Raw genomic sequence first — 13,125 nt, 5'->3', positions numbered from 1 at the left:
GCCGGCGCGCCCGCCCCCTGGCTTAGTGACTAGTCGAACGGGTTTTCAACCAGTGCATTCGAGTGTGTTGCCGACAGGTGTGCCAGCTGCTCGGTCTCTTCAACTTCAACCAGAACCGTGGTCTTTTCCATGGTTGGTCTCCTTTCGGTGGTGGTGGTTGCCTCCGCTGTTGCGGCGACAACGTCACACTATAGTTAATGAGAACCATTCTCAAATTAAGTGAAAGGGAGAGCCAATGACCTCCGAAGTTTTGGTTGTCGCCGACCAAAAAGCGGGGAATGTACAGTTCCTGAATCCGGTCACCGGGGCAGTCCAGCACCGCTTGGACTCCGTGGTCCTGGCGGAGCACGCCGGGTTCCTGCCGTTGGGAGGCGGACGATGCGCGTTCATTGACGATGCCGGAGGTGCCCTGGTCATTGCCGATGCCTTCACCAACACCCCGCCCCGCATCATTCCCGTGGCCATCCCGGGTGAGCACCTGGCCTGCGACCCGTCGGGCCGCTTCGTTGCCGTCACCACCGGGCTTGGTGTCTCGTGGGAGCCTTGGAGCGACCTCCTCACGGTTGTGGACCTGGAGTCCGACGGCGGACCCACCTCACGCCGCATCCGCACCAGGGCTGGGGAGCCGGGTGTTGTGGTGGGCGAAACGCCAGAGGGGCCTGCCGCCGTCGTCCGTCACCGCGAACCCGGCGGCATCGAATCCTTCAGCGTGGAGCGGATCCTGGCCGAAGGAGTGCACTGCCCACCCCTGCAAGGGCTGCGGGCTGAGGCCTCCCCCGACGGCCACGGTGACGCCTTCGATCCCGTCACGGGCACCATGTTCGTGGCCACGGGCCAGGGCCTGGAACGCTTCGACGTCCGCAAGCCGCAGCCGGAGGCCCTTGACGTTATCCCGTGGGATGCTCCCGGCCGCGCCTACTTCCTGCGCTTCTGCCCGGGGCGTCGTGTCCTGGTGGCCGTCCTTCGCCACGGTGGCGGGGAACCCAGAGGCTGGGCCCAATGGGGCAACACTTTGTGGGTGTACAACGTGGATACCGGGCTGACGCAGACCACACCACTGGGCCAGGGGTTGGTCTTCCGTTTCGCTCTGACTGCCACCGGCATCGCGACCGCCCGCGTCCATCCGGAAGGCGACGAGCTTTCGGTGCACCACCTTGGACCGTTGGAGGCAGGCCCGCCGGTGCTGCGGGGCACGTGGGACCTCCCCCGCATGGACGGCGCCCCACGGCCCGGCCATGAACCCTGGGACAACGTCGAACGGCGCGCCATTGCCGCCTCACCGTCCTCGGAACTCGTCGCCGTGACCCGCGGTGGGCATGGCGAACTGCACGTAGTGGACACGTCAGCGGCCGGTAGCCCTCTGCGCACCATCACCTTGGGCAGTCCCCTGCACGACGGCGGCCACCTCGCATGGGTCTCTGCTGTGGACGCGGTGCCGGGCGACACGGTGGGACGGTGAGTACCTTCAAGGAGGCTGTTCCGGGCATAGGACTTCGGCCGCATTTCCGTGCCTTCTTGGAACACTGGGACTCCACGCCCCGCCAAGGGCTCCCCCAGTTCGCCGGCGGACAGGCTGCCTTTCTCTGGCGCGGGCCGGGCGAAGCGTTTGCGTCCTTGCACCTGGCACCCGAGGCCGGGCTTCGGGATGCCTGGAATGTTCGCCGGGCCCACTTGGAGGTGGCCGCGCCGCCCGGTGCCCGGCTCCCCACGCCACCGGGCGCCATTGTCCGCGGATTCACCATCTCCCCTGACGGAACGCGTATCGCAGCATTGCTGAGCACATCCGCCAGTGAACTAGCGGAAATCTGGATCCTCGCTGCCGGGACCCAACCCGTCCACATCCCAGGGGCGACGTCTTGGTACGCAGCGCCGGTGTGGGAGCCAGACGGGGGTGGGATCTGGGTCTTGACCGGTAAACCGCCCTGCCAGCAGATCATGCGCTCCCCGCTCGGCTCCGGCCACACCCAGGAGCTCCCGTTTCCAACGGATCTTGGCAACACCACGGGCAGCCGGCTCTCCCTGACGCACGGCAGGGGCAATCTCCGGCTGGCGGCGAAGAACCCGGGGACCGGGACAAGGGAGTGGGAGTTGGAGTCAGGGGCCTGGCATCCTGCGGCTGCGGCCGCACCTGCCGGTCGTGTGGAACTGGTTTCCGACCTCCACGGCACCATGGTCACACTGGATAGCCGCCCCGTGTACCGTTTATCCCCAGCGGAATACGTGTCATCGTTCACCCTCCAGCCCCGTGCCGATGCCACTGACCTCTGGATCCAGACGGCCTCCCCGGAGCGTCCATCGGGGGTCTTCTGTGTGGACGAACCGGCGCGGTCGAACGAAAGCTCCGGAGACTCCAGCAGCCATATAGTCCACCGGAAGGTCACAGCCTTGGCGAGTGACGGCGTCGGCGTCCCCGTGGTCATCTCCGCACGGGCTTCAGACCTTGGGCCTGACGGCTTCCCGGTGCGGCCACTGCCCCTGATTCTCACGTGCTACGGCGGTTTCGGCGTCACGCACAGGACCGAGGCCGAACCCAGCGTGCCGGCGTGGCTGGACAGCGGCGGAGTGTACGTGGCAGCCCATCTGCGTGGGGGCGGGGAAATGGGCCGGGACTGGCATGAGGCGGGCCGGGGTCCACGGAAGATGCGGACCATCCAGGACCTCATCGACGTGGCTGGATTCCTATCATCGGCCGGTTGGACCACACCCGGGCAGACCGTGCCGTTCGGGGCGTCGCATGGCGGGCTGGTGGTCACGGCTGCAGCCCTCCTGTCCCCCGCCTCATTCGGCGGAGTGGTGGCCGTGGCTCCGTTGCTGGACACCGTGAACCTTCACCGCCATGGCTTGGGGAAGCAATGGCTGCACGAGTTCGGCGCCGACGGGGAGTGCTCTGACCATGATCGGGCGGCCTACTCCCCGGTTCACGTGCTGGGAAGAATCGGCTCCGCCGCCGCGCTGCCGCCCCTCCTGTGCTGCCTCCTGGGGCGCGACGAACGTGTGGACAACAGTGCCGCCGTCGAGGTTGTTACCGGAATCCGCGAACGCGGGGGCCGGGCCTGGCTGCTCCACGAGGACCGTGGCGGTCACGGCCAGCGTGCAGCGCCGGAAGTACTGGACTTCTCCGCGGCCGTGCTCGCGTTCGCGGCGTCCATTTCCCGCGAAGCTAGGCCCGGGTCAGAACCTTGCCCTTGAAGAACTCGGGCCGTATCCGGTACATCACCAGCATGATCACTACGCCCAGCAGGATCACGCCCATTCCCAGGACGAACACCAGCCCAACGCCGCCCACGGATGAGCCCGAGCCGTACTCCGGATCCATCGAGTCCATGGCTGTCTTGACGAACATGACCAGCAGGATCACGCCGCCAACAAGAGGTGCCAGGAACTTGAAGAAGAACGAACGCGCACCGCGGAATGCCTCGGCCCGGAAGAACCAGACACAGGCCAGCGCTGTGATGCCGTAGTAGAAGCAGATCATCATGCCCAGAGCTGTGATGGTGTCCCACAGCGCATTCTCGGACACGGTCCGGGTGATCACGTAAAAACCGGCGGCGGCGATTGCAGCGGCGATGGTCGCGAAGCTGGGCGACTTGTACGTGGGGCTGATCTTGCCGAACTTCGGCGAGATGGCGCGGTAGTGGCCCATCGCGAGCATGGTGCGGGCCGGGGAAACGAACGTCGACTGCAACGATGCCGCGGAGCTGCTCAGAATGGCCAGTGACATCAGGATCGCGAACGGACCCATCACCGGGCCGGCAAGCACGGCGAAGATGCTGGACTGGTTTTCCGGGTTTCCGGCACCCAATCCGGTCTCGCCAACGCCGGCGAAGGACAGGGTAGCCAGTGCGACGGTCATGTAGATGACCACGATGACCAGCACTGTGATGGTCGCGGCGCGGCCCGGGGTTTTCTCGGGATTCTTCGTTTCCTCGTTCATGGTGAGGGTGACGTCCCAGCCCCAGTAAATGAAGATTGAGAGCGACACACCTGCGGCGAATTGTGAGAACGAGTCCACGGCGAACGGGTTGAACCAGTCCGGTGAAATGGCGGTGGCATCGAAGGCCGTGCCGTTGGCCACGTGGGCGAATGCGGAGACTGCGAACCAACCCAGGACCAGCAACTGGAAGGCCACCAGCACGTACTGAACGCCCTTGGTGGTCTCCATGCCGCGGTACGAAATCCAGCAGGCCAAGGCGATGAACACCAGCGTGGTGGCGATGTTCAGCGGAAGGATCTTGCTGAGCTCACCCAGTTCCGGATTGCTGAAGATCTGGGCGAGCATCAGGTAGAAGAAGTCCACCGCCACGGCCGCCAGGTTGGACAACACGATGATCGTGGCTGCGATCAACCCCCAGCCACCCATCCAACCGATCCACGGACCGAAGGCGCGCGTCGCCCACGTGAAGGAGGTACCGGCGTCGGGCATTGCGTTGTTCAGTTCGCGGTAGCCCAGCGCCACCAGCAACATGGGGATGAAGCCCACCAGGAAGATGGCGGGCAGGTGCACACCGACCTCGGACACGGTGGGGCCGAGGGCCGCGGTGAGCGTATAGGCGGGTGCGATACAGGAAACACCGATCACGACGGCGCCGATGAGGCCCACCGATCCGGCCTTCAGCCCCTTTTCACTCAGGGCTGGCGATTCTTTCGACTGGACCGTCTTTGGTGCAGTGGACATGGGTTTTGCCTCTCAGGCGATTGCTAGGCGCTTTGGCGCGTGTAGTCGCGGGGGACCACGATCATGGGTACAGGGAGGGCACGCAGGATCCGGTTTGCGGTGCTGCCCAGGAAAGTGGCCCGGTGCTGGGCCAGGCGGCTGGAACCGATCAGCAGGATTTCGCCGTCTTCCCAGTCGAGTCGGTCAACGGCTTCCTCGATGGTGCGGCCCTGCGCGACGACGATCTCGGGTTCCGGCACTTCTGTTGCGGATCCCGCTCCGGTCGCGTCTGCTGAGCTTCCGACGGCGGCAAGCCGGTCGGCGGCATGCACCCAGGCGGCGTCGGCCAACCCAGGCGAGTTACCGCCGTCGAGCGCCAACAGGGAGACGAGCCGCAGCGGAAGGCCACGGTCGCGCGCGGATTCGACGGCGACGTCGAGCAGTTCACCAGAACCCGGACGCGCGCCGAAGCCGCAGCTCATGCGGGTGATCGGATCGGTCCGGTGGTAGCCCTGCGGCGCCAAAGCCACCGGCACGGGCGACGAGTGGAGCAGCGAACCCGCCACAGAGCCGATGGTGAAGCGCTTGAGGAGGCCGCTGTTGGTGGCGCCGATGACCAGTGCCGCAGCGTCGAACTCCACGGCGGCATCGATCAGGGTCTGAGCTTCGGAATCACCGCGGCGGATGTGGGCGCGGGCTGTAACGTCGTCCGGAACCAACGCCAGTCCTTCATCCAGCCAGCGCTGCGCCTGCTCGGTGAGGATGTCGTTGTAGCCGGTCTCCGGAGGGTAGACGGCGTTGAACGGGGAGTCTTCCGGGATTACCAGGACCAGGTCCAGGCTGACATCGTGGTTCCGGGCCAGCGCGACGGCAAGGTGAACGGCGTCGTGCCCCCTCGCGTTGGCGGTGTAGCCCACTACGTAGCGCATGGTGGTCCTTTCCTGTGGTGCATAAACCGGTTACTGCTTAAACAGTCGAGCCGGCAGGCCGGGAATGGTGCTCCCCCGGCCTGCCGGTGCTGGTACGAAATGCCTTAGGCGACGGGCAGTGCGCTCAGCTTGTTGGCCTCAACGATGCGGGCAGCAGTTGCCTGGCCCATGCGGACCGCGCCGTCCACGTGCTGGTAGCCCTCTGCTGCGAGGTCGGACGAGGACCAGTAGATCGGTCCGACATTCGCGTGCTGGTCTTTGCCGTAGCGGTGCAGGCCGCCGAGGTCGTAGCTGGATGCGTAGGCGCCGCGGGTCCATTCTTCGGAGCCCCAGTCGGATTCGTAGTAGACCTCGGGCGCGAGGGCCTTGTCGCCCAGGAAGCCGGCGATGGATTCCAGGATGGCCTTCTTGCGGTCCTCGGCGCTGAGCTCGAAGACGGCATCGGCCTTTTCGTCGGACACGAAGCCCACCAGGGTGCCGCGGGTGTCGCCGTGGTTCGTGTTGTCGTAAACCTCCTGGACCAGCGCGCCTGCGCTGAAGCCTGTGCCGGAAAGTCCTTCTTCGCGCCAGAACGGGGTGTCGTACACGGCGTGGACCTTGATGACCAGGCCCAGGGACTGGTGCTGGTGCATCTGGTGCTGGCGGCGCGGCAGCGGTGGCTCGAACGAGACGCGGGAGTACAGGTTCGGCGGCACGGCCATGATCACGTACCGCGCGTTGACGGTTGCCTGCTCGGAGACCACGGTCACCTTATTGTCGTCCCACTTGATGGTGCGGACCGGGCTGTTGAGGACGACGTCGTCGCCCAACTCTGCTGCCTGCAGGAGCGAGACCTGCTGCATACCGCCGATGACGCGCTTGTCCAGGATGAAATCCTCGTCCGTCAGGTGCGTGAACGAGCCGGCCGAGGCGGCCATGAGGACTGCCTGCAGCGCGGAGAAGGCGTGGGCAGGCTTGGTGAGCATGCCGCCGGCGATGAAGAGGCCAATGTTGTTGCAGGCTTCCTCGTCGTTGGAGTTCTGGCGGAGCCAGTGGTGGAAGGAGATGGTGTCCAGCTCGCGTGCCTTGGGGTGTGCCCAGGGCTCGGTGGGTCCGATCTCGGCGGCGAGGCCGTCCAGGATGGCGACCAACTTGTCCATCTCGGCCTTGGTGGTTTCGTTCACCGGGAAAGTGTCACCGGTGTACTGCGTGCGCTTGCCGTCTGCGCCGATGTAGACGGACTTGCCGTCGCGGTAGCGTGAGTACATTTTCAGTCCGAGCTCGTCCAGCAGCTCCATGAGCACCGTTTGGTCCGGGGAAACCCACTGGCCGCCGATTTCCAGCATGGCGCCGTCGATGGTGTCGGTCCAGGTGCGGCCGCCCACGCGGTCGCGTGCTTCGAGCACTGCGACGCTGAGTCCGGCCTTCTTCAATTCGCGTGCCGCCGTCAGCCCTGACGGTCCGGCACCGACGATTACAACGTCGCGATCAAGATTCTGCATGATGTCCTCTCCGTGGCCGTCCGTGGTGGCTGACCAATAAATGAATGCCATTCATTTATATCCATAGTAGCGTTGGAGTCGGCCGCTGTGAAGGCCCGATGGAATAATGCTGGGGACACAGGCAGCAGAAAGGCTTCCGATGCCCGCACCAACTCCCGCTCCTTCCGCGCTCCCCGCGCGCCGCCGCGCCGGTCGGCCGACCGCGGCAATCCTGGACCAGGACGGCATCACGACGGCGGCACTCGACTTGATCAGCAGCAAGGGTTATGACGGACTCACCATGGCGGCCCTGGCACGCTCCCTCGGCGTCGCGCCTTCTGCCCTGTACAACCACGTAGCCTCCAAGGATGACGTGTTGCTGCTGCTGGAGGACCACTTGGCGGCGATGGTGGATGTCTCCGCCTTTGGGGTGGAACCGTGGGATGTTGCTGTGCGTCGTTGGGCGTGGTCCTACCGGGATGTGTTCTCGGAGCATACGCCGCTGATCCCTGTGATTGCAGTACTTCCGGTGGCCAATGCCCCGAAGACCCTGGCCATGTACGAGGCCGTTACCGCCGGCTTCCGGGACGCCGGATTCCCCGAAGAAAAAATCATCTCGGCAATTGTCGCGTTGGAAGCCTTTGTGTTCGGGGCCGCTTACGACGTCACCGCGCCGGAGGACATCTTCGACGCCGGCAGCCTCGCCGAACAGGTCCCCAACTTCACGGCCGCCGTGGATCGGCTGGCCCTGGAACAGCATGCGCGTCCCACGGATGTTGCCTTCAGTTTGGGACTCGAGGCGCTGATTACCGGGTTCGGGGCGCTGCGGGGGTAGGTTCCTGTGGTTCGAAGATTTGCCCCTCAGAGGCTGAGGTAGCGGATTTCTCTGGTGCTGTCGGCGTAGGTCACCTCTACAGGTACGTCTTCGCCGGAATTTGTCAGTTCCCCACCCGGAAGCCAAAAGGCGAATTGGCCTTTGGATACGGTGGCCGTAATCCGATCGCCGGCCACGCTGGTGTAGGTCATGGCGGCGACTTCTGGACCAACTTGCCCCGACGCCATGGAGAGCGGGTTGTTGGCGATGACACCCGTTCCGAGCTGGGTGGTTTTGATATCCCGGCCGGTGGGCTCCTTCCCATTTCCGGGCTTTCCTACTGAGCCGAAGGAACCCCTCTTGAACCATGCAGCCGTGGAATCGGTGGTGCACGTTGCTTCAAAACCGTCAGCTCCCGCGAGGACTACAGTGGTCCAGGCCCCTCGCTTTTCTGCAATTGCGATCTCCGCCGCTGCCACATCTTGGGCGAACATGCCATCACCAACACCCTTACTGGACCCGACGCAGTCGGAGACCGCGCGATCCCGCTCGTCACCGATCAGTTCACCAGGTGCGGCGGTCCACGTGGCGTAGGCCGGGTCGCCTCCGGACAGTGCTGGCACCACGAGGAACCCAACTGTGGCGGCAAAAGCAACGGCACCCACCGCGAAGGTTCGACGACGACGGCCGCTTGGGTACGTCGTCGACTTTTTGTCTTCCACAGGTCCTGCGCCTCTGTCCGCAGAAGTTGGGCGGGATCTGAGGATCTGTTCCAGGTCGCTCTGCGAACGGCCCGGGTTGGGAGCTCCACTCTGCCCGGCTGCGTCCATGGAGTGCAGCAGCGTGTCGATATTCCGGCTGTTTTTCATGGTGTCGTGGCCTTTTCGGGAAACGTCGCTGGCGGCAGCGACTCATTCTGGGGGATGTGGTCAAGAAGCAGTCGCAGGGCCCGCCTTGCGCGGGTGAGCCGGAGCCTGAACGCGACTGGGGAGATGCCCACCACGTGCGCTGCCTGGGGTGCAGCCAGGTTCTCGAAGATTGCAAGCCCAAGGGCCTCTTGGTGGACTTCGGAGAGAAGGGCCCAGGCTCTGCCTAAGTCAACGCGGCTGCTGACCAGGTCAGCGTGGGAATCGACATGGGATGTGGCTGTCGCCTCAGCCAGTCGGACGCCCAGGGCCTGCCGCCGCTGTTCTCCGCGGCGGGCATTCAGCATGAGATTCCGTGTGATGCCAAAGAGCCAGGCCCGGGCGTCCTCCTGGTGCTTCGGCGCTTCCGAAAACCGCCGCCACACGATAAGAAATGCCTCAGCCACTACATCCTCGGCATTCGCCACGTCCGCGCGACGCTGAACAAACTTGAGCAGGTCAGCGTAGGCGGATTCGTACAGCGCCCGAAAGGCCTCTTCCCGGTCGGGGGCTCTTGATAGGTAGCTCATACCCAGTACTTGTCCGCCACGTAGCCAAGTGTGTTGCAGTCGCTCTGAATATTCCCGGAACTCGAAGGACACGCATAACGTCGCGGCCTGTTGCAGAAGGTATCCAGCGCCGTGAAAGCTCTAGCGGACCAGGGAAACGCCCAGAGTGGCCAGAATTCCGAACGCGGTCCCCCAGATAATGATTGAAATGATCTGCCAGAGGATGACGGCGTTCCTGGAGGCTCCGAAGGAGATCATGGCAACGGATGTGATCTGGCTGGGCAGAATTGTTGGGCCGATCAGGCTTACTCCTGCGACGCCGAACTTATCGAAGGTAGCGCGCAATTTGGCGCGGCGCGGGGTGACTTCTTTGGTCGGCTTGTTTGACGCCACTTTGGTGCGCACGCGATGGGCAGCAAAGACAAATATGAGCAATGAGATGACGTTTCCCACAACAGCCGCGGCTATGGCCACCGCAGGATGCAAGCCGGTCAACACTCCCACCACAGCACCGAAGTAGGAATCAACAAACGGGATGGCCGCTATAAGTACCACCCGAGCCACTTCAACATTGGCGGTAGCGAGGACGTGAAATCTTGCAAGGACTCAATCATCAAGGGCTCTCTTCATGGGTGGGTGACGTTGACAATCCAATCCTTCAGCGCGCGAAGCGGTCCGTGTAGTGCGCTCTTGTCATTGCTTCATCAGCTGATTCGCAGGTGAATCCATGACAAATGTCATTGCCCTACACTGGGCGTCATGTCCGCAGCCACGACCCTTGAGGTTCCGCAGCCCACCTCCCGCCCGGGTCGCAGCGTACGCACGACGTGGACTTACACACTCGGCTCCATGGTGTTCATCCTCGTGGTGCTCAATTTCATGCTGATCATTCTTGCCTTGGACGCGTTCTCTTCCCATTCCGACGGCGTTGCCGGGCTTCTCCTTCTTGCTCTTTTCTGCGCTGTGGCGGCCCAAATCCGGTACTGCTGGTTCCTGCGGGCAGGCCTGAACGGAGGACTTCCGAGCACTGCTTGGACGCTGGCGCTGCTTGTTTCTTCTGTCGCCGTTTGGGTGTTGGGCCTATTCTCTACCAGCAATGCGCTCATGTGGAGCCTGCCGCTGTGGTTGGCTGCCTCCTTGGTGGCTTGCCTGCTTCCTTCCCGCCAGCGGCTGGTCGTACTGGGCGCTGGCCTCGCAACGACGCTTTTGCATCCCACCATCTACTCGCTGCTGCATGGCCACGGCTACGGATTCCCAGAAGAGCCCGGCTTACGCATGCTTCTCAGCTATGCCGCATTGATGCCCGTGGTCTTGATCAGCAGCTTGTGGTGGTGGCGGATAGTTGTGGAGCTGGACAGGCACCGGCTCATGGCAGGGGAACTGGCCGTTGCCCAGGAGCGGCTACGCTTCGCCGCGGACCTGCATGATATCCAGGGGCACCACCTCCAAGTCATTGCCCTGAAGTCCGAACTTGCGGAACGACTGCTCACTGTCGATCTCGATGCTGCCCGCGGGCATATTCACGATGCCCGGCTCTCCGCAAAACAGGCGCTGGAGGAAACCCGCTCCCTGGTCTCCGGATACCGCGGAACAGTTCTCGAAAACGAACTCGAGAACGCACGCGAAGTACTTTCGGCCGCTGGAGCGCATTGCGAACTCACGATTGACCCGATTCCTGGAAACCCCGACGTTCATAAAGCGCTGGCCATGGCGGTTCGCGAAGCCACCACCAACATCCTCAGGCACAGCGATGCAACACTGGCTTCCATCACGCTGGTTGCTTCCGCGGATAGCTGCACCCTCACCATTCGCAACAACGGAGTGACAAGCGATTCGCTCGTCAGCAAGTCACCCGGCAATGGCCTTGCCGGCCTTCGCGAACGGATCTCGGCGCTGGGTGGTCAGCTCGAAACGATCCTGGACGCGGAGCGCTTTGAACTTCAGGCGTCGGTCCCCTCCAAAGGAATTGCTTCGTGAACGATCGTGATGACCCGCAGCGCATCCGTTTGCTGATAGCCGACGACGAACATCTCATCCGCGGCGCCTTGGAGGCCCTTTTAGGGCTGGAGCCTGATATCGAGGTGGTGGCCAGTGCCGACAACGGTGCCACCGCCGCCGAGTTAGCACAGGAGTTTCAGCCGGACATCTGCCTCTTGGACTTGGAAATGCCCAGGATGGATGGAGTAGAGGCAGCAGCCCGCATCCTGTCCACCGTCAAAACACGAGTCATTATTGTCACGCGTCATGCCCGGCCCGGGGTGTTGCGCAGGGCATTGGCCTCGAAGGTTTCAGGCTTCGTCCCCAAATCCACCCCGGCTGAAGACCTGGCCCACGTCATCCGTGACGTGGCTGGCGGCAAAAGGTATATCGACCCTGAAATTGCAGCGACTGCCCTGGCCGCCGAGCGCTGCCCCCTCACCGACCGCGAACTTGACGCATTGAGGTTCAGCCGGTCGACGTCCAGCGTGTCGCAGGTTGCCGAGCAATTGCGGCTCGCCCCCGGCACCGTGCGCAATTACCTGTCCTCGGCGATGATGAAACTCGGGGCCGTTTCGCGGCACGATGCCGCCGAGAAAGCCTGGCAACAGGGCTGGATCTGATGATCCGGCGCCCTGTCGGGCACCACATAACCGCCGGTCACCACCAGTCTCCCCAACTCTTGTAGTACAAGTTTAAAACTTGTATCCTAAGTGGTAGGCAAGGATGCCGCACCCACTAGGAGAACCATGAGCACCGTAGATCTCATTCGCCACGTCAAGCTGTCCACGGCTCGTTTGCCCCTCACCGTACCCATCAGCGATGCCAAAGTCTTCACGGGTCGGCAAAAGCCCATGACCGAAGTGGTGTTCCTGTTCGCCGAGATCACCACGGAGCAGGGTCACAGCGGCATCGGCTTCAGCTACTCCAAGCGTGCAGGCGGCACCGCACAGTACGCCCACGCCAAGGAAGTCGCAGAGGGCATCATCGGCGAGGACCCCAACGACATCGGCAAGATCTACACCAAGCTCCTCTGGGCCGGCGCATCGGTGGGCCGTTCGGGTGTGGCAACGCAGGCACTTGCCGCGATCGACATCGCACTCTATGACCTCAAAGCCAAGCGCGCCGGACTCCCTCTGGCCAAACTGCTGGGCTCCTACCGCGACTCAGTGCAGACCTACAACACGTCCGGCGGCTTCCTCAACGCAACGCTGGACGAGGTCAAGGAACGAGCCACCCGGTCCATCGATGAGGGCATCGGCGGCATCAAGATCAAGGTCGGCCTGCCTGATTCCAAAGAAGACCTGCGCCGCGTGGCCGGAGTCCGCGAGCACATCGGCTGGGACGTCCCGCTCATGGTGGACGCCAACCAGCAATGGGACCGCGCCACGGCGCTGCGCATGGGCCGTCAGTTGGAGGAATTCAACCTCATCTGGATCGAAGAACCGCTGGATGCCTACGACTTCGAGGGCCACGCCCACCTCGCGCAGGTCCTGGACACCCCCATCGCCACCGGCGAGATGCTCGCATCCGTTGCTGAACACAAGGGCCTCATCAACGCCAACGGCTGCGACATCATCCAGCCCGACGCTCCCCGCGTCGGCGGCATCACCCAGTTCCTGCGCCTCGCCGCCCTGGCGGATGAACGCGGACTTGGCCTGGCACCGCACTTCGCCATGGAAATCCACCTCCACTTGGCCGCCGCATACCCGCGCGAGCCGTGGGTGGAGCACTTCGACTGGCTGGACCCCCTGTTCGAGGAACGCCTGGAGACCAAGAACGGCCGCATGATCGTTCCCGACCGCCCCGGTTTGGGTGTCACGCTCAGCGGGCAGGCGCGTGCGTGGACCACGGAATCCGCAGAGTTCGGCGCGTAA

At 63.7% G+C, this 13,125-nt stretch carries 13 protein-coding genes; 6 read left to right on the top strand and 7 right to left on the bottom strand.

Going from position 1 to position 13,125, the window contains the following annotated elements:
* Positions 1 to 29: 29 nt before the first annotated feature.
* Positions 30 to 131, bottom strand: a complete 102-nt coding sequence (amiA, locus tag CGK93_RS24330; protein ID WP_242703463.1) for a streptamidine family RiPP — start codon at positions 129 to 131, stop codon at positions 30 to 32.
* A gap of 104 nt (positions 132 to 235) precedes the next feature.
* Here amiA and CGK93_RS00240 point away from each other — a divergent pair, with 104 nt between their 5' ends.
* Both CGK93_RS00240 and CGK93_RS00235 read left to right on the top strand, forming a co-directional pair.
* Positions 236 to 1,459, top strand: a complete 1,224-nt coding sequence (locus CGK93_RS00240; protein ID WP_089593084.1) for a hypothetical protein — start codon at positions 236 to 238, stop codon at positions 1,457 to 1,459.
* Positions 1,456 to 3,189: a prolyl oligopeptidase family serine peptidase gene (locus tag CGK93_RS00235; protein WP_157731555.1), complete on the top strand. Its 1,734-nt coding sequence runs from the start codon at positions 1,456 to 1,458 to the stop codon at positions 3,187 to 3,189. The genes CGK93_RS00240 and CGK93_RS00235 overlap by 4 nt, the downstream gene beginning before the upstream one ends.
* Here the strand turns inward: CGK93_RS00235 and CGK93_RS00230 are convergent.
* From CGK93_RS00230 to CGK93_RS00220, 3 genes are all read right to left on the bottom strand, one after another.
* Positions 3,161 to 4,675, bottom strand: a complete 1,515-nt coding sequence (locus CGK93_RS00230) for an APC family permease (protein WP_089593082.1) — start codon at positions 4,673 to 4,675, stop codon at positions 3,161 to 3,163. The genes CGK93_RS00235 and CGK93_RS00230 overlap by 29 nt on opposite strands.
* Before the next feature lie 23 nt (positions 4,676 to 4,698).
* Entirely contained in the window at positions 4,699 to 5,583 is an 885-nt protein-coding gene (locus CGK93_RS00225; protein WP_089593081.1) for a universal stress protein, read from the bottom strand.
* A 104-nt stretch (positions 5,584 to 5,687) separates the two neighbouring features.
* Positions 5,688 to 7,064, bottom strand: a complete 1,377-nt coding sequence (locus tag CGK93_RS00220; RefSeq protein WP_232481681.1) for a flavin monoamine oxidase family protein — start codon at positions 7,062 to 7,064, stop codon at positions 5,688 to 5,690.
* A 106-nt stretch (positions 7,065 to 7,170) separates the two neighbouring features.
* On the opposite strand from CGK93_RS00220, the gene CGK93_RS00215 reads away from it, so the two are divergent.
* On the top strand, positions 7,171 to 7,878 hold the full coding sequence (locus tag CGK93_RS00215) for a TetR/AcrR family transcriptional regulator (protein ID WP_089593079.1): 708 nt from the start codon (positions 7,171 to 7,173) through the stop codon (positions 7,876 to 7,878).
* Positions 7,879 to 7,904: 26 nt separating this feature from the next.
* Here the strand turns inward: CGK93_RS00215 and CGK93_RS00210 are convergent, their stop codons facing one another.
* From CGK93_RS00210 to CGK93_RS00200, 3 genes are all read right to left on the bottom strand, one after another.
* Complete coding sequence (locus CGK93_RS00210) at positions 7,905 to 8,726, bottom strand: hypothetical protein (RefSeq protein WP_089593078.1); 822 nt, start codon at positions 8,724 to 8,726, stop codon at positions 7,905 to 7,907.
* Entirely contained in the window at positions 8,723 to 9,292 is a 570-nt protein-coding gene (locus tag CGK93_RS00205; protein ID WP_232481487.1) for an RNA polymerase sigma factor, read from the bottom strand. Before CGK93_RS00205 ends, CGK93_RS00210 begins: the two co-directional genes overlap by 4 nt.
* A gap of 120 nt (positions 9,293 to 9,412) precedes the next feature.
* Positions 9,413 to 9,826 (bottom strand): hypothetical protein, encoded by a 414-nt coding sequence (locus tag CGK93_RS00200; protein WP_332460067.1) that lies wholly within the window; start codon positions 9,824 to 9,826, stop codon positions 9,413 to 9,415.
* A 204-nt stretch (positions 9,827 to 10,030) separates the two neighbouring features.
* On the opposite strand from CGK93_RS00200, the gene CGK93_RS00195 reads away from it, so the two are divergent.
* From CGK93_RS00195 to CGK93_RS00185, 3 genes are all read left to right on the top strand, one after another.
* Positions 10,031 to 11,248, top strand: a complete 1,218-nt coding sequence (locus CGK93_RS00195; RefSeq protein WP_089593077.1) for a sensor histidine kinase — start codon at positions 10,031 to 10,033, stop codon at positions 11,246 to 11,248.
* Positions 11,245 to 11,871 (top strand): response regulator transcription factor, encoded by a 627-nt coding sequence (locus CGK93_RS00190; protein ID WP_089593076.1) that lies wholly within the window; start codon positions 11,245 to 11,247, stop codon positions 11,869 to 11,871. Before CGK93_RS00195 ends, CGK93_RS00190 begins: the two co-directional genes overlap by 4 nt.
* A 126-nt stretch (positions 11,872 to 11,997) precedes the next feature.
* On the top strand, positions 11,998 to 13,125 hold the full coding sequence (locus CGK93_RS00185; RefSeq protein WP_089593075.1) for an L-talarate/galactarate dehydratase: 1,128 nt from the start codon (positions 11,998 to 12,000) through the stop codon (positions 13,123 to 13,125).

The organism is Arthrobacter sp. YN (assembly GCF_002224285.1).
Taxonomy (GTDB): domain Bacteria; phylum Actinomycetota; class Actinomycetes; order Actinomycetales; family Micrococcaceae; genus Arthrobacter.
This window is presented reverse-complemented; position numbering and strand designations above follow the sequence as displayed.

Coding starts and splice junctions, on each gene's coding strand:
- CGK93_RS00220 (WP_232481681.1), bottom strand. CDS start 7,064: ATGCAGAATCTTGATCGCGACGTTGTAATCGTCGGTGCCGGACCGTCA.
- CGK93_RS00195 (WP_089593077.1), top strand. CDS start 10,031: ATGTCCGCAGCCACGACCCTTGAGGTTCCGCAGCCCACCTCCCGCCCG.
- CGK93_RS00210 (WP_089593078.1), bottom strand. CDS start 8,726: ATGAAAAACAGCCGGAATATCGACACGCTGCTGCACTCCATGGACGCA.
- CGK93_RS00205 (WP_232481487.1), bottom strand. CDS start 9,292: ATGAGCTACCTATCAAGAGCCCCCGACCGGGAAGAGGCCTTTCGGGCG.
- CGK93_RS00225 (WP_089593081.1), bottom strand. CDS start 5,583: ATGCGCTACGTAGTGGGCTACACCGCCAACGCGAGGGGGCACGACGCC.
- CGK93_RS00240 (WP_089593084.1), top strand. CDS start 236: ATGACCTCCGAAGTTTTGGTTGTCGCCGACCAAAAAGCGGGGAATGTA.
- CGK93_RS00230 (WP_089593082.1), bottom strand. CDS start 4,675: ATGTCCACTGCACCAAAGACGGTCCAGTCGAAAGAATCGCCAGCCCTG.
- amiA (WP_242703463.1), bottom strand. CDS start 131: ATGGAAAAGACCACGGTTCTGGTTGAAGTTGAAGAGACCGAGCAGCTG.
- CGK93_RS00185 (WP_089593075.1), top strand. CDS start 11,998: ATGAGCACCGTAGATCTCATTCGCCACGTCAAGCTGTCCACGGCTCGT.
- CGK93_RS00215 (WP_089593079.1), top strand. CDS start 7,171: ATGCTGGGGACACAGGCAGCAGAAAGGCTTCCGATGCCCGCACCAACT.